This window comes from Paractinoplanes durhamensis, from assembly GCF_016862175.1.
GTDB classification, from domain to species: domain Bacteria; phylum Actinomycetota; class Actinomycetes; order Mycobacteriales; family Micromonosporaceae; genus Actinoplanes; species Actinoplanes durhamensis.
Map to the genome: position 1 here is coordinate 1 of NZ_BOML01000027.1, position 20,125 is coordinate 20,125.

Sequence of the window (20,125 nt, forward strand, 5' to 3'; positions counted from 1 at the left end):
TGCTTCCACGCGCGGTGCTTCCACGCGCGGTGCCTCCACGCGCGGTGCCTCCACGCGCGGTGCCTCCACGCGCGGTGCCTCCACGCGCGGTGAGTGAGGCAAACGGTCGGGCATGCTCTCACTTTAGCTAAGCGGACGCCTGCGTCCGGTAGCGTCCGGGCGGTGAAGGCGATCTCGATCAAGAAGTTCGGCGGGCCGGATGGGCTGGCGGTCATCGACCTCCCCGACCCGGCGCCGGCGTCGGGGCAGGTGCTGATCGCCGTCGAGGCGGCCGGGGTCGGCGGCGTCGACGTGATGATCCGCAGCGGTGCTCTGGGTTTTCCCGAGGGTTTTGTCCCGGGCGGTGAGGTCGCCGGGACGGTCACCGCGGTCGGCGAAGACGCCGACCCCGCCTGGATCGGGCGGCGGGTGTGGGCGCCGATCAGCACCAGCGTCGGCGGCGGCTACGCCGAGCAGGCGGTCGCCCCGGTCGGCGACGCCGTTCCGCTGCCGGCCGACCTGTCCGCGGTCGAAGCTGTGGCGCTCGGCAGCGCCGGCATCGTGGCCCACTTCGGCCTGGCCCACGCCCGTTTCGTCCCCGGCGAGTCGGTGCTGGTGCGGGGTGCGGCGGGCAGCCTCGGCATCATGACCGTGCAGCTCGCCGCCAGCGGCGGAGCGGCGGCCGTAGCGGTCACCACCTCGTCCCCCGAGCGCGGCCGCCTGCTACGCGACCTCGGCGCGACCCACGTGCTGAACCGCGACGGCAACCGCGACCACCACGCCGACGCCGACGGCAGCAGCGGCGGCGGCAGTGGCAGCGACTCCTTCGACGTCATCATCGATGTCGTTGCTGGGCCGGGCATGCCGTTGTTTTTCGAGCGGCTCAAGCCGACCGGCCGGCTCGTCGTCGTCGGTGCGGTTGGTGGCATGCCGCGCGCTGACTTCGGCATGACGATGATGGCGGCGTTTCAGAAGTCGCTGACCTTTGCCACTTTCAGCGCCGCGACGGTGCCGGAGGAGGCACGGCGAGCCGTCCGGACCGAGCAGTTCGCCGCCGCGGCCCGCGGTGACCTCCGAACCGTGGTGCATGAGGTGCTTCCGCTGGAAGAAGCCGTCCTCGCGCACCGGAAGATGGCCGCCGGTGAGGTCTTCGGGCGGATCGTGCTTACGCCGTAGCGACCCTCAGTGAGCTCACGGCGGCCGTACCGTCCAACTCCCAGCCGCTCGCGTAGGCCTCGGCGTAGACCTCTTCGCCCAGCGACGCCCGCCCACGGTCGGTCAGCGCGCGGACCTGCGGATCGGTGTGGTCGTGGGCGCCGCGCAGCCGGGCGGCGACCCCGAGCAGCCGGGCCGACTCGTCGTGCCGGCCGCGGGCCTCGGCGAGCGCGGCGACCTGCACGGCCACCTGCGACACGATCGGCAGTTCCTGGGTGGCCAGTGCCGCCGCATACGCCTCCCCCAGCGCCTTGTCCGCGCCGGCGAGGTCGCCCCGCGCCAGGCGGAGCGCGGCCCGGGCGTTGGCGACGAAGCTCCGGGCGCCGTGCGTGGGGAACCCGGTGTCGCCGAGCAGACCCCGGTCGGCGTGGTCGAGCAGCTCGCCGGCCCGGTCGAGGTCGCCGAGATACACCCGCAGGGCGGCTTCCCGCGCGTCGATGAGGATCAGCATCTCGGCCGAGGACGAGGACGACGATGCGTGCTGCGCCCGCGCCCGGGCCGCGTCGAGAAGGGCCGTCGCCGGGCCGGTGTCGCCGCGACGCACGTACACGTCGATCCAGCGCAGGTCGCTGTAGAGCTGGTCGCCGAGGCTGGGTGCGCCGAACTCGGCGGCCAGCGTCCGGGCCTCCCCCAGGTCGGCCAGCGCGCCGTCGAGGTCGTCGTATCGCCGCAGGTGGGCGCGCATCGACAGGACACCGGCCTCGCCCCAGCGGTCGCCGGCCTGCCGGAAGCGGGTCAGGGCCGCCGCCACGTGGACCCGCATCGCGTCGAGCTCCCCGGTGTTCTCGGCGATCTCGGCCTGGAACATGTGGGCCAGCCCGGCCAGCCACCCGTCGTCGCCGTCGGCGAGCTCCCGGAAGATGCCGAGCGCGGCCGCCGGGTCCTGCAGGAAGAGCAGGATCGGGCCGATCACCCGGTAGTGGCTGGGCAGCTCCGGATAGGTGCGCAGCCGGTCGGCCAGCGCGCGCATCTCGGCCCGGTCGTCCGCGGCCTCCTCGCCGCTGATCCCGGAGAGGATGTCGGCCCGGTTGAGCAGGAAGGCGGCCCGGGCGCAGTCACGCTGGGCCGCAGGCCCGTCCGGTGGCAGCGCCAGGGCCGCGCTGAACCAGTAGGCGGCGTCGGCATGCCGGCCGCACATCTGCCAGTACCAGGTCAGGGTCAGCGCGAGGGCGACCGCCCCGGCCGGGTCGCCACTGGCGCAGAGGTGGCGCAGGGCGGCGATCGTGTTGTCGTACTCGGCGCCGATGACCTTCATCGCCGTCGGCTGGCCGGCCCCACGCAGCTGCGGGTCGTGCCGGGACATCAGCTCGGTGAAGTGGGCGGCGGCCAGATCCCGGGTCGCGCCGACGTCGGGCAGCCGGTCCATGCCGTACTCGCGAATGGTTTCCAGCATGCGGTGGCGGCCGGTGTCCGGCGCGAGCTGCAGCAGCGACCGGTCGACGAGGGCGGCGAGCAGGTCGGGGATGTCGGCGTCGGGCACGCCGGTGCCGGCGCAGACCGCGGTGGCCGAGGCGGGCGTGACGCCGCCGGGCAGAATCGAGATGCGTTCCGCGACCGTACGCTCGTGCTCGTCGAGCAACTCCCAGCTCCAGGTGATGACCGCGCGCAGCGTGCGATGCCGGGCCGGGGCCGTGCGGCTGCCGGTGGTGAGCAGGCGGAACCGGTCGGAGAGCCGGTCGGCCAGTTCGGGCAGGGCCAGCGTCCGCAGCCGGGCGGCGGCCAGCTCGAGGGCGAGCGGCAGACCGTCCAGGCCGTGCACGACCCGCACGATGTCCGGCAGCGTGGTCACGTCGACGGCGAACGAAGGCCGGACCGCGGCGGCCCGCTCGGCGAACAGGCGCACCGAGGCCACCGACCGGGCCTGTTCGACGTCGTCGCCGGGGCCGGGCAGGGCGAGCGGGCCGAGCGGCACCAGCGCCTCGCCGTCGACCGCGAGGGGTTCGCGGCTGGTGGCGAGCACCCGCAGCCCGGGGCAGCGGGTCAGCAGCGCCGCGACCAGGCGGGCCACGGCGTCGATCAGATGCTCGCAGTTGTCGACCAGTAACAGGCACTCCCGGCCGCTGAGTTCGTCGACGAGGGCGTCCAGTTCGTCACCGCCGGTCCGCCGCCCGGGGCGCAGACCGATCCCGGCCAGCACGGTGGCCGCGATCTTCGCGGGCTCGGTGACGGCCGCGAGGTCGATGAACCAGGCGCCGTCGCGCTGGCGGGCGGCTTCCAGCGCGAGCCGGGTCTTCCCGGCGCCACCCGGGCCGAGCACGGTGACGAGCCGCCCGGCGGTGAGCAGGGCATCGATCCGGGCGAGGTCGCCGGCCCGGCCGATGAAGCTGCTCAGCGCAGCGGGCAGGTTGCCGGGCCGGCGGTCGACCACCGAAGGCGCGGGACGCAGCAGCCGCAGGTGCCGTTCCCGCAGCGCGGCGCCCGGGTCGGTACCGAGCGTGTCGGCCAGGGCCTGCCGGGTCTGTTCGTAGCGGGCGAGAGCATCGGCCTGCCGGCCCTGGGCGGCGAGCGCGTCCATGAGCAGGGCCGCGGCCCGCTCGTGGACGGGCTGGTCGGCCAGCAGCGAAGCGAGCCGGGCGGCCGCGTCCTCGGCCCGGTCCGACGCCAGCTCGGCCTCGGCGAGGTCGGCCACCGCCTCGATCGACATCTGCACCAGCCGGGTCGCCACGGTGGGCGCGACGGCGGCAATGACCGCCGGATCGCCCCACCGCGCCACCGCCTCGCTGAGCTGCAGCGCCGCGGCGGCCGGGTCACCGGCCCGCAGCCGTTCCCGGCCGGCCGCGGCAAGCTGCTCGAAGTGCAGGGCATCCACGTCGGCCGGGGCCACCACCAACTGGTAGCCGGCTCCGCTCTGGACGATGTCGCCGCCCGTACCGAGCACCTTGCGCAGCCGGGAGACGAGGGTCTGCAGGGCGGGGCGGACGCCGGGCGGCGGCTCCTCGCCCCAAATGGCGCCGATCAGCACGGACGACTCGACCGCGCGGCCGCCGGCCAGCGCCAGCCGCACCACCAGGCTCTGCAGCCGCGTGCCGGCCAGAGGCACGACCAAGTCGCCGCGGGACACCCGGAATGCGCCGAGCAGCGTGACGCGAAGCGGTCCCATGCCCCGATCCTGTCAGCGCCGTGTTTGCCCGGTGTCAGTGGCCCGCCCCAGTGTTCGGGCACATCGACCACCGGAGGACACCATGGCCCAGCCCCGCGCAACGGCAACGCTCATAGCGAGCGGCGCCATCTACTTCATCGCCGAGTTCATCGCCGCCGCGGCGTGGACGGATCCGCCCTACAGCTACACGTACCACTACATCAGCAACCTCGGCGTGCACGGCCCGTCGACCGGCTTCGGCCAGTACATGTACTCGCCGCTGGCGTGGGTGATGAACGCCGGCTTCATCCTGTTCGGGATCACCGCGTTCGCCGGCGTCGTCCAGCTGAAGGGCCGCCGCCCGGCCGCGATCGTCCTGGCGGCCCTGCTCGCGATCGGCGTCACCCTGGTCGGGCTGTTCCCGGGCTCGGGCGAGGCGATCGAGAACGGCACCGCCGCCTATCACGGACTGGGCGCGTTCGCCGCCTTCATCGCCGGGAACGCCCTGGTGATCCTGCTCGGCCGGACATACCGGATCAGGGCGCTGGTGGTGCTCGGGGTCGTCGGCTTCGTCTCGCTGGCCGCCTTCATGGCCGACCTGGCGTCCGAAGCCAACCTCCTCATCGGACTGGTCGAACGCGGCGCGGTGTATTCGACCGTGATCGGCCTGATCACCGTGGGCGTCGCGCTGCGGCGACGCCCACGGTGAAGGGTCAGCAGGTGCCCTTGACGACCTTCGGCGCCTTGGCGGTGCTGCTCGGCAGCGTCAGGCAGGCCTTGCTGCCGCCGACGGTCACCTCGGCCACGCCACGCTTGATGATCTTCGCCTTGTAGGGCGAACCGGCCAGGTCGGCGATCGCCTCCTTGAGGTGGTCGGCCGGCTTGCCGCCGTCCTCCTCGGCCAGGTCCATCGCCGAGTACCCCAGCATGTCCGCGATGCCGGTGGCGCTGTCGGTGGTCGGGTCGGTGCCGACCAGCGCCTTGGTGTCGAGCTTCTTGGCCCCCTCGGGTGCGGCGATCTCGCTGCCGGTGGTCACCTCGAGCCGGACCGCGGCCCGGCCGGTCGCGCCGTCGATGAACTGCAGGAGGTTGACCTCGAGGGCGGTCAGCTTGCCGTTGTCGACCCACAGGTCGAGCACGATCGGCCGGTCCTTCGGCGCCTCGCCCAGGTCCTCGGTGAGGTCGGCGGCGTCGGACGAGCTGACCGCGGTGGCGATCCGCTTGACCTCGGCGTACGCCTTCGTGGTCGACGACGTGACGACCAGGTGCTTCTTGTCGGCCGTGTCCCGGACGACGCTCGCGCCGTCGAAGAGGTTCTGCGCGCCGGTCTTCAGCTCGGTGATGGTCTTCTGCGAGTCGAGATTCTCGGCCGGCAGCCCGAAGCCGGACTGGCCGAGGCTGGCCGCCTCCTTGAGGTCGACCGAGATCCACCCACCGTCGAAGAGCGTCCCGAACCCCGGGTTGGCGCCCATCTCGGACTTGATCTCGTCGATGTCGGCGGCCGATTCACCGAACTTCTTGGCCAGCTCGTTGACCGGTGCCTTCGCGTACAGCGTCTTGTCGACTAGCCGGATCTCGGTGCCGGTCACGCCGTCGATGGTGGCGGCCAGCAGCGACCGGTCGTCGTCGGCGCCGTCGCCGGCCTGGTCGTACGCGATCGTGGCGGACGAGTTGAACAGCTTCCGCATCACGTCCTCGTCGACCGGTCCGCTGTCCTTGTCCTTGGCCGCCTCCGCCTTCAGCGCGGTGATCAGGTCGTCGGCGCTGCCGGTGACCTTGACCGTGAACCCGGCCTGCTTCGCCTCGGCGAGGTGCTGGGCGGCGCTACGCAGCTCCAGCTTCGGCTCAAGGCTCTTGATCTGCTCGGCACACCCACCGACCACCACCAGCGCGGTGACACCGGCGGCAGCTCCCGCCCAGAGTCGCTTCCTACGCATTTCTCTCCCCCGTCAGGCGCGCATCAACACCCATGATGGTGATGACCGCACGCAAGGCTCCAAGACAAAGGCCCCAAAGCACCAGAGGCGAACGTACGAATCACAGCGGCCCGTTGCTACAAAACAGCCGCGGTCCGTACGGCCCCGATGACCAGCGCGATGGCGACCGCCTCGACGACACTGAGCTGCCGGCCCAGCAGCAGGTAGCCGGCGAGGCAGGCGACGGCCGGCCCGAGGCTCATCGATTCTGCGGGCAAATGCCATATTCGACCCAGAATGAGCTAAAGAAAATAGAAAAAGAGCTGGGCCATCACCCAGGCGCAGCCGCCAAGAACGACTCCGATTCCGACACCAATCGCCCACCACGCTCGGCGTGATAGCGGCCGCAAGGGGTGGGAATAGTATCCGCCGCTCCCGTTGCCAGCCCTCTTCTCGAATACGTTGCGGGCGGAGAAGCTTCCGGTCAATAGCCAGGACCAGCCGCAGGCAATCGTGTATGGAATTAGCGCGAGAATGCCGAGACACCATGCGTACTGCGTAGAGTGCCGGCGCTCATGATAAAGAAATTCCGCAGGCAATGTGGTGGTATCTCGGCGACTGACAACGACGTTTCCTAGGGTGAAAACTGTTCCGCGAGGCCATCTCAACTGGTACGGGAAGGCGTGGATCATCCGGTATTGCGACGCTGTTCGATGTGGCTTGGCTCCGCCGATCAGAGCCATCAGGACTCCAGCAGGCGTGGACAGGTTTATGAAGTTGACGATTTCACGGACGCGCCAGAGAACGTTCTCTCGCCGGACGACGTACGAGGCCGCAATGGTGACGAGCCCTCCGGCGGCGACACCCGAAGCGGTCAACGTGGCGACCGGATTGCCCTGAACAAGACCAGTGGCCCTGGCGCCGAGCCAAAGCACCGCCGCCGACACCACATTGATGGCGACACCCTCCAGGAACCGGCGTATCGGGCCAGGCGTCACCGGCGAGTCATGCCCCCGATCGCTCACTCTTCGATTCTGCGGCAGCGCACCAGCGGCACAGCGGCGACTGTCGGCTTCCCGTCGTGCGCAGCGAAGTTGAATCAAGACTTGACTGGTCTGGCGGCCCGGCGAGCCATCCGGCGGTGGCCGACCTGCTCGCCCTGGCCCGTACGCTCAGTTCGAGCCTTGACAGTTAGAGCCTTAACGGTTAGCTTTCTAAGCATGGATACGCCGAAGCTCACCACCTCGCTCGACCTGCTCCGCTGGATCGGCTGGGCCCAGCGCAAGCACGGTGAGGACTGGATCCGGGCCCGCGAGCTCAGTCACGAGCAGAGCTTCGTCCTGGGTTACCTGGTGCAGACGCCCGGCGCGATCCAGCGCGACATCGCCGAGGTCAGCCGCACCAGCGCGGCCAGCGTCTCCAGCCTCCTGCAGGGGCTCGAGCGCCGCGGCCTGGTCGAGCGCCGCACCGAGAGCGGCAACGAGCGCAGCAAGCGCGTCTACGCGACGGCGGCCGGCGCCGAGCTGATCTCCGGGTTCGAGACCGCGATGGCCGACGTCGAGGAGATCATCCTCGGCCCGCTCGACCAGGCCGAACGAGCCACCCTGCACGCCCTGCTCACGAAGATCACCGCGGAGCTGCCGCAACCGACCCGCTAGCCCGCCCCGCACTCAGCCCTTCACCTCACCGTGCCGATGAATCTGCCGGCGCGCCATCAGGCGCGCCCAAATCCGATCGGTGCGCTCGATCCTGCCTGGAAACGGAGCGATCATGACCACCGACTCACTGGCGAAGCCCGACATCGTAGGCACCAACCGCTGGTACCTCTCCGCCGCCCCGATGACCCGCGCCCTCGTGCACCTCTGCGTGCCGATGGCGGCCGCGATGGTCGTCGGCGCCATCTACAACGTCATCAACGCGGGCTTCATCGGCTCGCTGCACGACAGCTCACTGCTCGCCGCGGTCACCTTCGGCACGCCGCTGCTCGGCCTGGTCATGGCGATCGGCAGCGTCTTCGGCGTCGGTGGCGGCGCGCTCATCTCCCGGCTGCTCGGCGCGGCCGAGAACGAGCCCGCCAAGGCCGGCGAGATCAAGCACGTGTCGTCGTTCGCCGTCTGGGGCGCGGTCATCGCCGGCGTCGTCTTCGGCGGCCTCGGCCTGGTCCTGCTCGACCCGCTGGTGTCGCTGCTCGGCGCGGACGCCTCGGCGGTGCCCGCCACCACCGACTTCGTCACCGTCCTGCTGATCTTCGTGCCGGTGCTGGCCGCCGCCTTCTGCCTGGAGCAGCTGGTGCGGGCCGAGGGCGCGGCGCGGCAGGCGATGATCGGGCTGATCGCCTCCACCATCGCAAGCCTCGTCTTCGACGTGCTGTTCATCCTGGTGCTGCCGTGGGGCGTGGCCGGTGCGGCCCTGTCGACCGGCCTCGCCAACCTGATCAGCGTCGCCTACTGGGCCTACTGGCTGCACAAGAACAGCGAGCACGTCAGTCTCGCGCCGCGCTGGTTCACGCTCTCCCCCGCCGTACTCAAGCCGGTCTTCGGGGTTGGGGTCGGTGAATTGCTCCAAGCGGCCTTCCTGATCGTCACCAGCCTGGTCCTCAACAACCTTGCCGCCGGGTACGGCGATGGCCCGCTCGCCGCGATGGGGGTCGCGGTGCGCATCGCGCAGGTGCCGGAGTTCCTGGTCATGGGCGTCACGATCGGCGTGCTGCCGCTGCTGGCCTACGCCTACGGCAAGGGCGACCGGGCCCGGCTGATGGCCGCCCTGCGCGCCTCGACGATCGCGGTCGGCGCCATCGTCTTCACCTTCGCGGCCGGCGTGTTCCTCTTCCGCGAGCAGGTGCTGTCGATCTTCGCGAACGATCGCGACGTCCTCACCATCGGTGCGACGATCCTGACCGCGCAGCTGGTGGCGATGATCGCGAACGGGTTCGCCGGCCTGATCACGTCACTGTTCCAGGCGGCGGGCCGGGCAACGCCGGCGATCGTGATGTCGATGTCGCAGGGCGTCCTGTTCATCCCGATCGTGCTGCTCGGCAACCTCTGGTTCGGCCTGCCCGGCATCATCTGGGCGCTGACCGTCACCGAGGGCATCGTGTTCCTGGTCGGCCTGGTGATGTGGCTGGCGTCCCGCAACTCGATCGACCGCGGCCTGGCCGAGGGCAGCCCGGAGCGCGCCGAAGAGGTACTCGCCGAGGCCTGACCCCGGCCGGGCGGGCCGGCGGGCACGCTCGTGCAGTCGGTCACCAGGTCATCTCCTTCGCCGCCGGATGCGGACACGGCCGGGATGACCGTAACCTTCCCCTGACATTTATGCGCCTCAATCACCATAAGGAGGGGACGTGCAGCGCCCGGACGACGAGGACGAGCTCATTCTCTGGTACGACACGCCGGCCACCGACTGGGAGAGCCAGGCTCTGCCGATCGGCAACGGTGACCTCGGCGCGATGGTTTTCGGCCGGGTGGACGGCGAGACGATCCAGTTCAACGAGAAGACGCTGTGGACGGGTGGGCCGGGGTCGGCCGACGGCTACGACTCCGGGAACTGGCGGGAGCCCCGGGCGGGCGCCATCGCCGGGGTGCAGCGGCAGATCGACGAGCGGGTGCGGGTCGCGCCGGAGGAGGTGGCCGCGGCCCTCGGCCAGCCGAAGATCGGCTACGGCAGCTACCAGAGCTTCGGCGAGCTCACGCTGACCCTGCCGCCCGCGACGGCCGAGGACTACCGGCGGTCGCTCGACATCGCGAACGCGATCGCCACCGTCGAATACACCACGCTTGGCGTACGCCATCGGCGCGAGCATTTCGTCAGCCACCCGCACCGGGCGATCGTCGTCCACCTGAGCGCGGACCACCCCGGCCAGGTCAACGTCGTCGTCGCGGTCGCGCTCCCGGCAAATCGGACCAGCGAGCAGACAGCCGTTGACGGCCGGATAACCGCCAAAGGCGCGCTGACCGACAACGGCCTCCGCTTCGAGGCACAGATTCAGGTCGGCATCGAGGGCGGCACCCGCACCGACAATGCCGACGGCAGCATCACGGTCGCCGGCGCGGACAGCGCGACCATCCGGATCACGGCCGGCACGGACTACGCCGGCCGTGATCCGGATTACCGTGGCGCCGACCCGCACGAAAAGGTGACGGCGAACCTCGACCGGGCCGCGAAAACTCCTTACGCCGAGCTGCGCGAAACGCACCAGCGCGACCACCGCGCCCTGATGCACCGGGTGCGTCTGGACATCGGGCAGAAGATGCCGCCGCAGCCCACCGACCAGCTGCTCGCCGCCTACCAGGGCGCCGGCACCCCCGCCGACAAGGCCTTGGAGGCGCTCTTCTTCCAATACGGCCGCTACCTGCTGATCGCGTCGAGCCGGGCCGGCGACCTCCTCCCGGCCAATCTGCAGGGCGTGTGGAACAAGGACGCATGGGCGCCGTGGAGCGCCGACTACCACACGAACATCAATATCCAGATGAACTACTGGCCGGCCGGCCCGGCCAACCTGAGCGACACCACCGCGCCTCTTGTCGCCTTCGTCGAAGCGCTTCGACCGCCCGGGGCGAAGACAGCCGCGGAGATGTTCGGCAATCCCGGCTGGGTGGTGCACAACGAGACCAATCCGTTCGGATTCACCGGCGTGCACGACTGGGCGACCGCGTTCTGGTTCCCGGAGGCCGCGGCCTGGCTCGCCCACCACCTCTACGACCATTACCGGTTCACCCTGGACGAAGCTTTCCTGCGCGTTCGTGCCTACCCGGTGATGCGGGACGCCGCCCGTTTCTGGCTGGCCGAGCTGGTCACCGACCCGCGCGACGGCACCCTGGTCGTCTCGCCGAGCTACTCCCCCGAGCACGGCGATTTCACGGCCGGCGCGTCGATGTCCCAGCAGATCGTCTGGGACCTGTTCACCGGCGTCATCGAGGCGGCCGCGATCCTCGGGGACACCGAATTCGGCGCCGAGGTCGAGGCTGCCCGGCAGCGGCTCGACCAGGGCACCCGGATCGGGAGCTGGGGTCAGCTCCAGGAGTGGAAGGGGGACTGGGACGACCCCACCGACGAGCACCGGCACGCCTCGCACCTGTTCGCGCTGCATCCCGGCCGGCAGATCTCGCCGGCCACCACGCCCGCCTACGCGAACGCGGCGAAGGTGAGCCTGCGCGCCCGCGGCGACGGCGGCACCGGCTGGAGCAAGGCCTGGAAGGTCAACTTCTGGGCGCGGCTGCTCGACGGCGACCACGCTCACCTGATGCTGAGCGAGCAGCTCAAGGCCAGCACCCTCGCCAACCTCTGGGACACCCACCCGCCGTTCCAGATCGACGGCAACTTCGGTGCCACCGCCGGAATCGTGGAGATGCTGCTGCAGTCGCACGGCGACGAGGTGCACATCCTCCCGGCCCTGCCGGCGGCGTGGCCCGACGGCCGGGTGTCGGGCCTGCGGGCGCGCGGCGACCTGACGGTCGACATAGCCTGGTCGGCCGGCACAGCGCGCGAGATCACGGTGACAGCAGGTAAGGGCGGCGACATCACTCTGCGGTGCGAACGCTGGGCGTCCGACTTCCGCCTGACGGAGGAGCTTTCCGGGCGTACGGCCCAGGTCGTACGCAAGGGGGAAAGCGTGACGTTCTCCGCAAGCCCCAGCGTCCGTTACCGGCTTTCCCCAGCCTGAGAAAGAGGTCGTCCTGCCCCCCGCCAGGGGCAGGACGGAGCCGGGCTCAGCAGCTCGGAGGTGCGACTTCGGACTTCTCGTTCCAGATCGGTTGCGGTGAATACTTCTTGGCGGCTCCGCCGGAAAGGTCACCTTGCGGGATGTCGATCCCGTACCGGAAATTTGTCCAGACGTCGATGGTGATCGGCCAGGTCAGCGAGCCCATCGGGGTGAACTCTTCGAACCCGGTCGGCACCTGGCCGACGGTCACGGTCGGTGTTGCGGTCGAGGGGTCGAGGCGGCGAACCGCCCACAGCAGGTGACGGGGTGATCCAGAACCGGATGGGTTGGGGGTGACCGTGTCGGCGACCTCGAGGCGGCGCAGGAAGCTCTGCTCCCCGCACTGCCCTCCGATGGTCAGCACGATCTTGTTGTCGACGAGTTGGGCGGTCAACCACTCGTCGGCCACTTTGCCGTGGCAGGCAGCCATGGGAAGGCCACTCACCAGCAGTGTCAGCAGCGCCAGCCCCCGGCGCAGATATGACATTCCGCCACGCTAGCAGTCATCGACTCGTTTGGTTTCGGACCGTTATGGGCGTGTAATCCTCGTCATCTACGCGTGATGTGCGGCGCGCATACTCGCCCGCCATACCCGGCCAATTCGTTACTACCCGCCCGGTCGCCGTTCGATACCAACTTTGGCAACCGGTCCACACACTGCTCGCGAGGCGCCGCTGCATCTCACCGTCGTAGGTGGTCGCGCGCTCCCGGCGTACCTCCCAAGGCCGTTGATCCTCGCTGATCCGGCGGACCGCCCGCGCCAGGTAGCGCGCCTGCGCCTCGTGGAAGTAGAGGACCGACGTGTTGCCGGTGTTGGTGTTCGGCCCGTAGATCAGGAACAGGTTGGGGAAGCCCGGCACGGCCATCCCGAGGTACGCATACGCTCCGTCACGCCACTCGTCGTCGAGGGTGCGGCCGTCACGGCCGGTGATGCGCATCGGGGCCAGGAACTCGGTGGCCGCGAAGCCCGTCGCGTACACCAGAAGATCGCATTCGTGCACCGTGCCGTCGGCCGTCCGGATGCCGTGCGGCAGCACCTCGACGATCTTCTCGGTGACGAGGCTGACGTCCTCGCGGGCCAGCGCGGGCAGCCACGCGCTGGTGAAGAGCACCCGCTTGCAGCCCATCGGCTCGTCCGGGGTGACCTGGGCGCGCAGCGCCGAATCCCGCACCTGCCAGCGGCGTTGCAGGGTGGAGATGCCGCGCAGCATCGCCCCGGCGGGGCGATTTCCGGTCACGGCGAGGCCGGTGAAAATGGTCATGGCCCAGGTGGCGGCGCGCGGCAGGCGCAGGAGTTGCGGCATTTTTGTGTACGCCGTGCGACGGCCCGCGCCATACCGACGGTCCGGTTTGGGCAGTGTCCACGGCGCGCTGCGCTGGAAGACGGTGACGTGCGCCGCGCGGCCCGCGATCGCCGGGACCAACTGGATCGCGCTGGCCCCGGTGCCGACGACCGCGACCCGCCGGCCGTCGATCGCGATGTCGTCGTCCCACTGCGCGGTGTGCACCGCCCGCCCGGCGAACCGGCCGGCCCCCGGCAGCGACGGGATGCTCGGCCGGCTGAGCTGGCCGACCGCCGGCACCAGGATGTCGGCCTCGATCACCTCGCCCTCAGCGACGGCGATCCGCCACTTCGCGGCGTCCGCGTCCCACTCCGCGCCGGTGACCTCGGTGCCGAAGCGCACCCGCTCGGTGACGCCGAACCGGTCGGCGACCCGCCGCACGTAGGCGAGGATCTCCTCGTGCGGCGGAAACCGGCGCGACCACTCCGGGTTGAGCGCGAACGAGTACGAGTAGAGCGGCGCGGGCACGTCGCAGGCGCAACCCGGGTACGAGTTGTCCCGCCACACCCCGCCGACCTGGTCGGCCTTCTCCAGCAGCACGACGTCGTCGAGCCCCTCCCTGAGGAGCTCGACGGCCGCCGCGATCCCGCCGAAGCCGGCGCCAATGATGACAACTTTCATCCGGCTCAGTCCTGCTCCTTGGGCGGCGTGTGACTGCCCCCGCCGTCCTCGCCGGTCCCGGTGTCCTGCTCCGCCTCCTCGGCGGTGGTCTCGACGTCGGCCTCCGAGCCGGCGTCGCTCTCGTCATCGGCCGGCGGCGAATGACTGCCCCCGCCGTCCTCACCCTCGCCGACCTCGTCGACGAGAATCAGCAGTTCCCGCCACGTGTCCGGGTCGGTCAGAAATGTATCGACAATGGTAGATTCGGCAGTACGGGGCAGGCTCATACGGCATCCCCTCATCAGCGTGCCAGGCCATCGACACGGATCCAGAGCCCGAAAGTAGCAGCCTGTTGGCACTGCGCCAATAGGGCTCGGACGGTGTCCGAAAACCGACGCCGGCCAGCCGTTTCCCGTCCCCGCCAGGGCGGCGGGTAGCCTCGCCGCAATGTGGGTGAATCAGATCAGCGACGGCGCGACCTTCACCGGCGACGACCTGTGCGAGATGACGATCGCCGACTCCCGGTTCGTGCGATGCACCTTCCGCAGCGTCCGCTTCAACTGCGCCACCCTCGAACGCGTCAGCTTCACCGACTGCGCCTTCCACGGCTGCAACTTCTTCGACGCCACCATCGAGGAGTGCATGGTCGCGGACAGCCGGTTCGACCGCTGCGACCACACCGGCATGCGGGTCACCGGCGGCGACTGGACCGGCTCGGCCCTGCCCGGCGCCGACCTGACCACCGCCGACTTCGCCCGGGTCGCCATGCGCGGGGTCAACCTCACCGGCGCGCACTGCTCGGGTGCCACGTTCCGCGACGCCGACCTGGGCGGCGCCCACCTGCGCGGCGCCGACTTCACCGGCGCCGACCTGCGCGGCAGCGTCCTGACCGCGTTCGACCCGCGCGAGGTCGAGCTGCGCGATGCGATCATCACCGCCGACCAGGCGGTCGACCTGGCCGAGTGCCTGCACATGTCCGTCCGCCCCGCCTAGGAGTCCGTCGTGCCCGCCGTCCAGGATCTGCAATCCCTGCCGTACGCCCGCCACCTGCAGCCGTTCGCCGGCGAGCTGACCTACGACGGCGACCACACCGAGGTCCACCTGGACGGCGCCGAGTTCGACGACGCCGAGGCCCCCGGCTCCCGCTTCGCTTCGAGCGCGCTGACCGCGGTGACGTTCACCGGCGGCACCTTCGACCACGTCCGCCTCGACGACGTCTGGATCTCTCGCTGCCGCTGGATCGGCGGCAACTGGGCCGAGTCCCAGATGCTCGACGTGACGATCCTGGACAGTGCCCTGGCCGGCGTCCAGTCGTACCGGGCGTACTGGCGGCGGGTCACCGTCCAGGGCTGCAAGATCGACAGCCTGAACCTGCGCGGCGCGAAACTCCAGGACGTCGAGTTCCGCGACTGCGACCTGTCCGAGGTCGACTTCGGCGACGCCACCCTGATCAACGTGACATTCCCCGGCTCGGCGATCCGCCGGGCCCGCTTCAGCAAGGCAACGACCAAGAAGGTCGACTTCCGCGGCGCCCGCGAGCTGGACGTGGCCCAGGGCTGGGACTCCCTGCGCGGCGTGACGATCAGCCACGACCAACTGGCCGAAGCCGCCCCCGCCCTGGCCCACATGCTCGGCATCACGGTCAAGGACCGCTAAGCGGCCTCGAGCAGTAGCCGGGTGCATGTCTGTGGGTCGTCGGCGAACGGCAGGTGGCCGCAGCCGGGCAGGCGCACGTGCCGGGCGTGCGGGAGCAGGCGCCGGGCCCGGCCGGCCTGTCGATAGGGCAGGACCAGGTCGCGGTCGCCCCACGCGATGGTCAGTGGCACGTCGGTGATCGGGTCGGTCAGCCGCCACTCCCCCAGCTCGCGACGGGCCGCGGTGAAGCCGGGCGCGGCGATCAGGGCTCGCGCGTCGGCCAGGCACTCATCGGGCGGCAGCGCACCCGGCCGGCCGTAGAAGACGCCGGCCAGCGCCACCCGCCCGGCCCGGGTGCCGAACAGCCGCGGCAGCGCCGGGCGCAGAGCCGAGCCACCGGCCCGGGCCGCGGTGACCACCGCCCGGCACCAGGCCGCCTCGGCCGTGCCGAAGAAGCCGACCGGCGAGAACGCCACCACCGACCGGGCCTGGCCGCGGCGGGCCAGTTCGAGGGCGACGCCGCCGCCCAGCGAACTGCCGCCGAACGCCGGGCGGTCCACCCCCAGCTCACCGAGGAACGCGGCCACCCGGTCGGCGAGGTTCGGCACCGAGCCCGGCACCCCGTCGAACGGCGACTCGCCGAAACCCGGCAGGTCCAGCGCGATCACGTCGTGCCACTCGGCCAGCCGGTCCAGGACCGGTTTCCACACCTGCCATCGGCTGCCGATGCCGTGGATCAGCACGATCGGGCTGCCGCTGCCCTGCCGGTGGTATTTCACGGGTGGCCTCCGCTTATTGACATCACGCCAACAACGGTGCCACCGTACGCCATGGCGCAAGATTTCGATGTCGTGATCATCGGGTCCGGCTTCGGTGGCAGCGTGAGCGCGCTGCGCCTGACCGAGAAGGGCTACCGGGTGGCGGTCCTGGAGGCCGGTCGCCGCTTCGCCGACGACGAGTTCGCCGAGACGTCCTGGCGGCTGCGCCGCTACCTCTACGCCCCCGCGCTGCGCTGCTACGGCATCCTCCGGCTGACCCTGCTGCGGCACGCCATGATCATGTCCGGGGCCGGGGTGGGCGGCGGTTCGCTCGGCTACGCCAACACCCTCTACGAGCCGCCGGACGCCTTCTTCGCCGACCCGCAGTGGTCCCCGATCACCGACTGGAAATCCGAGCTGGCTCCCGCCTACGACCAGGCGAAACGCATGCTCGGCGTGACGACCAACCCGGTCGAGACGGCTTCCGACAAGGCGTTGCGCGAGGTGGCCCAAGACCTGGGCGTCGAGGAAACCTTTCGGCGTACGCCGGTGGGAGTGCTCTTCGCCGACCAGCCCGGCAGCGACACCGTGCCGGCCGGCCGCCGCGGGTTGCCGCTCGCCGATCCGTTCTTCGGTGGCGCCGGCCCGGAACGGCAGGCGTGCACGTTCTGCGGCGCCTGCATGACCGGGTGCCGGGTCGGCGCCAAGAACACGCTGGTCAAGAACTACCTGTATCTGGCCGAGCAGGCGGGCGCGGTGGTGCTGCCGTTGACCACGGTCACCGACGTACGCCAGCTTGCGGGTGGGGGCCTTTCCGTGCGTACCCGGAAAACGGGAGGGATCGCCAAGCGTGAGGTGACCGCCGGGCAGGTGATCTTCGCCGCGGGTGCCCTCGGCACCCAGCGGTTGCTGCACGCGCTGCGTGACCGAGGCCGGCTCCCGCAGGTGTCGCCGCGGCTCGGCGAGCTGTCCCGGACCAACTCCGAGTCCATCCTGGGCGCCCGCACCCGCCGCCGGGACGCCGACTTCAGCCGCGGCGTCGCGATCACCTCGTCGATCCACCCGGACCCGGCGACGCATGTGGAGCCGGTGCGCTACGGGCCGGGCAGCAACCTGCTCGCGCTGCTCTCCACCGTGCTGGTCGACGACACCGGCGGGAAGTCGCGGCTGGTGGCCGGCCTCAAGACGCTGTGGCGCGACCGTAAGGACATCCGGCTGCTGGCCTGGCCACGGCACTGGTCCGAGCAGACGATCGTGGTGCTGGGCATGCAGCCGCTGGACAACTCGATCACGCTGACCACGTCGCGGGGCCTGTTCGGGCGCCGGCTGCGCAGCCGGCCCGGCGTCGGTGAACCCAACCCGGTGTGGGTGCCGGCCGCGCACGACGTGGCCCGCCGGGTGGCGGAGAAGATCGACGGGGTTCCGCTGGGTTCGATGACCGAGCTGGTCGGCCGGCCGGTGACCGGCCACTTCATCGGTGGTTGCGCCATCGGCAAGGACGCCACGCACGGCGTCATCGACCCCTACCACCGGCTGTACGGCTACGAAGGCCTGCACGTGATCGACGGCTCGGCGGTCGCCGCCAACCTGGGCGTGAACCCGTCGCTGACGATCACCGCGCTGGCCGAACGCGCGTTGTCGATGTGGCCGAACGCCGGCGAGGACGACCCGCGCCCGGCGATGGGTTCACCTTACCGGCGAGTGGCGGCGGTCGCGCCGATCAAACCCGTGGTCCCGGCGAGTGCGCCGGGTGCGCTACGGCTTTAGCGATCCGTCCACCTTGGTGGCCCCGACGAAGACGATCTCGGCACCGGCGAGCCAGCAGACCGCGCCGACGAGTGCCGCGACCGGCGGCTCCCAGCCGAGGCTCTGATGATCGACCCAGATGCGCCACAGCAGCACGACCATGGTGAGGAACAGGAGGGCAGTGCCGGCAAACGCGACGAAGCAATTCACCGCGGCCGCACCCTTGAACCGCAGACCGAGCGCGGCAAGAACAAAAGAAACAACGGCGGCCCAGAGGTACGGGGTATCGGCCCGGACGATCCAATAGGTGGCGACCGGCTTCCCCACCGCAATACCGAGGACGGCAACCAGGAACCCGACGGCCACGAGGATCCGCCCGGCAAGGTAGGCCCGCCCTCGAACCTGCTCGTCCTGCCGCCGGGCCTCGTCAGCCCTGAACCGGGCTCGCTCGTAGTCCACCTGGGCGGCCTTCGCGTCCGCGGCCGCCATCGCCGCCCCATGCAGCTGCTGGCGCACCACCGGCTCCGGCATCAACGTGGCGCCCTCCTCACCCGACAGTGGGAGACGCGAGTTTATCCGCGCGGCCGGAACCACCACCTCCGACGAACAGCCACCGCAGGGCGGCGCGCCGGCCCAGGACCGGGCTGAGGTGTCCTGGGCCGGCGCTCGCTCCGATCGCGGGTGCCAGCCCGCGATCCGCCTATTACTTCAGGGTGATGCCGGTGGCGATGCAGGCGACGCCGTCCGGCACGTTGCTCGTCTGCGTGGGCTCGCCGCTGGTAACGCCCTTGAACAGCGCACACACGTTGGTCGACTTGCCGCCGATGAGAGTGGCGCCGGTGATCGTGGCGGTGTCGCCCAGGTTCGGGTTGATCCCGACCAGCGTCTTCAGCGGGGCGGTAACCGTGACGTTCGAGACCTGAACCTTGCGCGCGAACTGCTTGGAGCAGTTGCCACACGACCGGTAGAGCTTGCCGATGTCCGACGCCTGGAAGTTCTTGATGACGAACGTGCCCGGCCCGTTGTGCTGGAAGACCTTGTCGGAGGCGTGCATGGCGCCGCCGCCGTCGATGGTCATCGTCTGGCTCGCCGAGGTGCCCTTGAAGGTCGCGGCGTCCTCACCGACGTCCAGCCACCAGACGTTCTTCAGCGTGCAGCTGCCCGCGCAGTGCACGCCGTCGGCAGCCGGCGCACCGATGATGACGTTGGCGAGCGTGGCGCCGTCGGCCAGCTGGAACAGCGGATCCTGCCCCTCGTCCTGGCCGCCGTCACCGAGTGCCCCACCGCCGATGAACTCGACGTTCTTACCGTCGAAGCTGCCGCTCACGGCCTTGGTGGCGGTGAGGGTGGTGGTGCCGGTCGCCGTGGGCCAGCTGGTGACCGCCGCGGTCGCCGTGGCAGTGGCGGTGGCGGTCTTGGTAGGACTGGGCGAGGCCGTCGTCGGTGCGGTGGTGGGCGCCGCGGTCGTCTTGGTCGGCGTCGGCGTAGCGGTGGCGGTGGCCGTCGGTGCGGAGGTGGCCGGGGCGCCGGCCAGGGCAGTCACCGAGACGTCGTCGAAGGACGCGGCGGCCGAGGTGGTGATCAGCCCGGCCTTGCCCTTGCTCAGCTTCGCCGTGCCACTGCCAACCTTGGCACCGTCCACATACCCGGTAACCGTGCCACCTCCGACGTCGAGGCGCAGCGTGTGGAAGCCGCTGGCCGCCGACGCGAGGGCCAGGCTGCCGAGAACCGTGACGCTGTCCCCACCGCGTACCTCTTCAAGCCGAACCGCACCCGGCACCAGAACAAGCCGTTCGAACTGATGGGCGCCGCCGGCCCGGGCCACAATGCCGGCCGCCGCCGCGCTCCCGCTGAGCGTCACCGCCCGGACCTTGGCGGTCAGCGTGTAGTCGGTCCAGCCGCTGTCCCCCGCGAACTGCCGGGCAAGCTCACTGCCGGCGTCACTCTGGCGGAGGGCCTTGCTGCCGTCGGTGACAACCGCCCAGGACCCACCGGACTTGGACCAGCCCGCCGTGTCCCCATCTTCAAAGTTGTCGCTGATAGACGGGGCGCTGGCCGCGAACGCGGTGGCGGTGAGGCCAACCGCCCCGGCAAGGACGACCGCCATTCCGCCCACTACGGCGGCGCGCCGCCGCCGCATTCGCGACGGAGCGGTG

18 protein-coding genes are annotated in these 20,125 nt (G+C 70.6%); 8 read left to right on the forward strand and 10 right to left on the reverse strand.

Features of this window, described 5'->3' with window-relative positions; all coding sequences use genetic code 11:
* Nucleotides 1-162: 162 nt before the first annotated feature.
* Nucleotides 163-1,155: a zinc-binding dehydrogenase gene (locus Adu01nite_RS15715; protein WP_239132444.1), complete on the forward strand. Its 993-nt coding sequence runs from the start codon at nucleotides 163-165 to the stop codon at nucleotides 1,153-1,155.
* Here Adu01nite_RS15715 and Adu01nite_RS15720 read toward each other — a convergent pair.
* A complete protein-coding gene (locus Adu01nite_RS15720; RefSeq protein ID WP_203727596.1) occupies nucleotides 1,145-4,294 on the reverse strand; it encodes an AfsR/SARP family transcriptional regulator in 3,150 nt (1,049 codons plus the stop codon). The two genes, Adu01nite_RS15715 and Adu01nite_RS15720, sit on opposite strands and share 11 nt — an antisense overlap.
* An 82-nt stretch (nucleotides 4,295-4,376) precedes the next feature.
* On the opposite strand from Adu01nite_RS15720, the gene Adu01nite_RS15725 reads away from it, so the two are divergent.
* Nucleotides 4,377-4,982 (forward strand): DUF998 domain-containing protein, encoded by a 606-nt coding sequence (locus Adu01nite_RS15725; RefSeq protein ID WP_203727597.1) that lies wholly within the window; start codon nucleotides 4,377-4,379, stop codon nucleotides 4,980-4,982.
* Nucleotides 4,983-4,986: 4 nt separating this feature from the next.
* Here Adu01nite_RS15725 and Adu01nite_RS15730 read toward each other — a convergent pair whose 3' ends face one another.
* The 3 genes from Adu01nite_RS15730 to Adu01nite_RS15735 form a co-directional block, all read right to left on the reverse strand.
* On the reverse strand, nucleotides 4,987-6,210 hold the full coding sequence (locus tag Adu01nite_RS15730; RefSeq protein WP_203727598.1) for a hypothetical protein: 1,224 nt from the start codon (nucleotides 6,208-6,210) through the stop codon (nucleotides 4,987-4,989).
* A 116-nt stretch (nucleotides 6,211-6,326) separates the two neighbouring features.
* The gene (locus tag Adu01nite_RS48485; RefSeq protein WP_275414656.1) at nucleotides 6,327-6,452 is read right to left on the reverse strand and encodes a hypothetical protein; all 126 of its coding nucleotides are present in this window, start codon (nucleotides 6,450-6,452) and stop codon (nucleotides 6,327-6,329) included.
* Between the two features lie 39 nt (nucleotides 6,453-6,491).
* Nucleotides 6,492-7,214: a hypothetical protein gene (locus Adu01nite_RS15735; protein WP_203727599.1), complete on the reverse strand. Its 723-nt coding sequence runs from the start codon at nucleotides 7,212-7,214 to the stop codon at nucleotides 6,492-6,494.
* Between the two features lie 195 nt (nucleotides 7,215-7,409).
* Here Adu01nite_RS15735 and Adu01nite_RS15740 point away from each other — a divergent pair, with 195 nt between their 5' ends.
* The 3 genes from Adu01nite_RS15740 (at nucleotide 7,410) to Adu01nite_RS15750 (ending at nucleotide 11,848) form a co-directional block, all read left to right on the forward strand.
* Complete coding sequence (locus tag Adu01nite_RS15740) at nucleotides 7,410-7,847, forward strand: MarR family winged helix-turn-helix transcriptional regulator (protein WP_203727600.1); 438 nt, start codon at nucleotides 7,410-7,412, stop codon at nucleotides 7,845-7,847.
* Between the two features lie 112 nt (nucleotides 7,848-7,959).
* Nucleotides 7,960-9,390, forward strand: a complete 1,431-nt coding sequence (locus Adu01nite_RS15745) for an MATE family efflux transporter (protein ID WP_203727601.1) — start codon at nucleotides 7,960-7,962, stop codon at nucleotides 9,388-9,390.
* A 139-nt stretch (nucleotides 9,391-9,529) separates the two neighbouring features.
* Complete coding sequence (locus Adu01nite_RS15750) at nucleotides 9,530-11,848, forward strand: glycoside hydrolase family 95 protein (protein WP_203727602.1); 2,319 nt, start codon at nucleotides 9,530-9,532, stop codon at nucleotides 11,846-11,848.
* Between the two features lie 46 nt (nucleotides 11,849-11,894).
* Here Adu01nite_RS15750 and Adu01nite_RS15755 read toward each other — a convergent pair whose 3' ends face one another.
* From Adu01nite_RS15755 to Adu01nite_RS15765, 3 genes are read right to left on the reverse strand one after another with little or no spacing between them, the layout of a single operon-like run.
* Complete coding sequence (locus tag Adu01nite_RS15755; protein WP_203727603.1) at nucleotides 11,895-12,374, reverse strand: hypothetical protein; 480 nt, start codon at nucleotides 12,372-12,374, stop codon at nucleotides 11,895-11,897.
* Nucleotides 12,375-12,390: 16 nt separating this feature from the next.
* Nucleotides 12,391-13,851: a flavin-containing monooxygenase gene (locus tag Adu01nite_RS15760; RefSeq protein ID WP_203727604.1), complete on the reverse strand. Its 1,461-nt coding sequence runs from the start codon at nucleotides 13,849-13,851 to the stop codon at nucleotides 12,391-12,393.
* A 5-nt stretch (nucleotides 13,852-13,856) separates the two neighbouring features.
* A complete protein-coding gene (locus tag Adu01nite_RS15765) occupies nucleotides 13,857-14,117 on the reverse strand; it encodes a hypothetical protein (RefSeq protein WP_203727605.1) in 261 nt (86 codons plus the stop codon).
* A gap of 160 nt (nucleotides 14,118-14,277) precedes the next feature.
* Here Adu01nite_RS15765 and Adu01nite_RS15770 point away from each other — a divergent pair, with 160 nt between their 5' ends.
* Complete coding sequence (locus Adu01nite_RS15770) at nucleotides 14,278-14,823, forward strand: pentapeptide repeat-containing protein (protein ID WP_203727606.1); 546 nt, start codon at nucleotides 14,278-14,280, stop codon at nucleotides 14,821-14,823.
* A gap of 9 nt (nucleotides 14,824-14,832) precedes the next feature.
* Nucleotides 14,833-15,486 carry a pentapeptide repeat-containing protein gene (locus Adu01nite_RS15775; RefSeq protein ID WP_203727607.1) on the forward strand — a complete coding sequence of 218 codons (654 nt, stop codon included), beginning with the start codon at nucleotides 14,833-14,835 and terminating at the stop codon, nucleotides 15,484-15,486.
* Here the strand turns inward: Adu01nite_RS15775 and Adu01nite_RS15780 are convergent.
* On the reverse strand, nucleotides 15,483-16,244 hold the full coding sequence (locus Adu01nite_RS15780) for an alpha/beta fold hydrolase (RefSeq protein WP_203727608.1): 762 nt from the start codon (nucleotides 16,242-16,244) through the stop codon (nucleotides 15,483-15,485). The genes Adu01nite_RS15775 and Adu01nite_RS15780 overlap by 4 nt on opposite strands.
* Nucleotides 16,245-16,295: 51 nt before the next feature.
* On the opposite strand from Adu01nite_RS15780, the gene Adu01nite_RS15785 reads away from it, so the two are divergent.
* Nucleotides 16,296-17,990 (forward strand): FAD-dependent oxidoreductase, encoded by a 1,695-nt coding sequence (locus tag Adu01nite_RS15785; RefSeq protein ID WP_203727609.1) that lies wholly within the window; start codon nucleotides 16,296-16,298, stop codon nucleotides 17,988-17,990.
* On the opposite strand, the gene Adu01nite_RS15790 is transcribed toward Adu01nite_RS15785, so the two are convergent.
* Nucleotides 17,979-18,500: a hypothetical protein gene (locus tag Adu01nite_RS15790; protein ID WP_203727610.1), complete on the reverse strand. Its 522-nt coding sequence runs from the start codon at nucleotides 18,498-18,500 to the stop codon at nucleotides 17,979-17,981. The genes Adu01nite_RS15785 and Adu01nite_RS15790 overlap by 12 nt on opposite strands.
* A 172-nt stretch (nucleotides 18,501-18,672) precedes the next feature.
* On the reverse strand, nucleotides 18,673-20,076 hold the full coding sequence (locus tag Adu01nite_RS15795; RefSeq protein WP_239132445.1) for a pectate lyase: 1,404 nt from the start codon (nucleotides 20,074-20,076) through the stop codon (nucleotides 18,673-18,675).
* Nucleotides 20,077-20,125 lie beyond the last annotated feature (49 nt).

Bases quoted from the DNA above. Each gene is read 5' to 3' on its own strand.
- Adu01nite_RS15720 (WP_203727596.1), bottom strand. From the start codon at position 4,294: ATGGGACCGCTTCGCGTCACGCTGCTCGGCGCATTCCGGGTGTCCCGC.
- Adu01nite_RS15725 (WP_203727597.1), top strand. From the start codon at position 4,377: ATGGCCCAGCCCCGCGCAACGGCAACGCTCATAGCGAGCGGCGCCATC.
- Adu01nite_RS15730 (WP_203727598.1), bottom strand. From the start codon at position 6,210: ATGCGTAGGAAGCGACTCTGGGCGGGAGCTGCCGCCGGTGTCACCGCG.
- Adu01nite_RS48485 (WP_275414656.1), bottom strand. From the start codon at position 6,452: ATGAGCCTCGGGCCGGCCGTCGCCTGCCTCGCCGGCTACCTGCTGCTG.
- Adu01nite_RS15740 (WP_203727600.1), top strand. From the start codon at position 7,410: ATGGATACGCCGAAGCTCACCACCTCGCTCGACCTGCTCCGCTGGATC.
- Adu01nite_RS15745 (WP_203727601.1), top strand. From the start codon at position 7,960: ATGACCACCGACTCACTGGCGAAGCCCGACATCGTAGGCACCAACCGC.
- Adu01nite_RS15755 (WP_203727603.1), bottom strand. From the start codon at position 12,374: ATGTCATATCTGCGCCGGGGGCTGGCGCTGCTGACACTGCTGGTGAGT.
- Adu01nite_RS15760 (WP_203727604.1), bottom strand. From the start codon at position 13,851: ATGAAAGTTGTCATCATTGGCGCCGGCTTCGGCGGGATCGCGGCGGCC.
- Adu01nite_RS15765 (WP_203727605.1), bottom strand. From the start codon at position 14,117: ATGAGCCTGCCCCGTACTGCCGAATCTACCATTGTCGATACATTTCTG.
- Adu01nite_RS15770 (WP_203727606.1), top strand. From the start codon at position 14,278: ATGTGGGTGAATCAGATCAGCGACGGCGCGACCTTCACCGGCGACGAC.
- Adu01nite_RS15785 (WP_203727609.1), top strand. From the start codon at position 16,296: ATGGCGCAAGATTTCGATGTCGTGATCATCGGGTCCGGCTTCGGTGGC.
- Adu01nite_RS15790 (WP_203727610.1), bottom strand. From the start codon at position 18,500: ATGCCGGAGCCGGTGGTGCGCCAGCAGCTGCATGGGGCGGCGATGGCG.
- Adu01nite_RS15795 (WP_239132445.1), bottom strand. From the start codon at position 20,076: ATGGCGGTCGTCCTTGCCGGGGCGGTTGGCCTCACCGCCACCGCGTTC.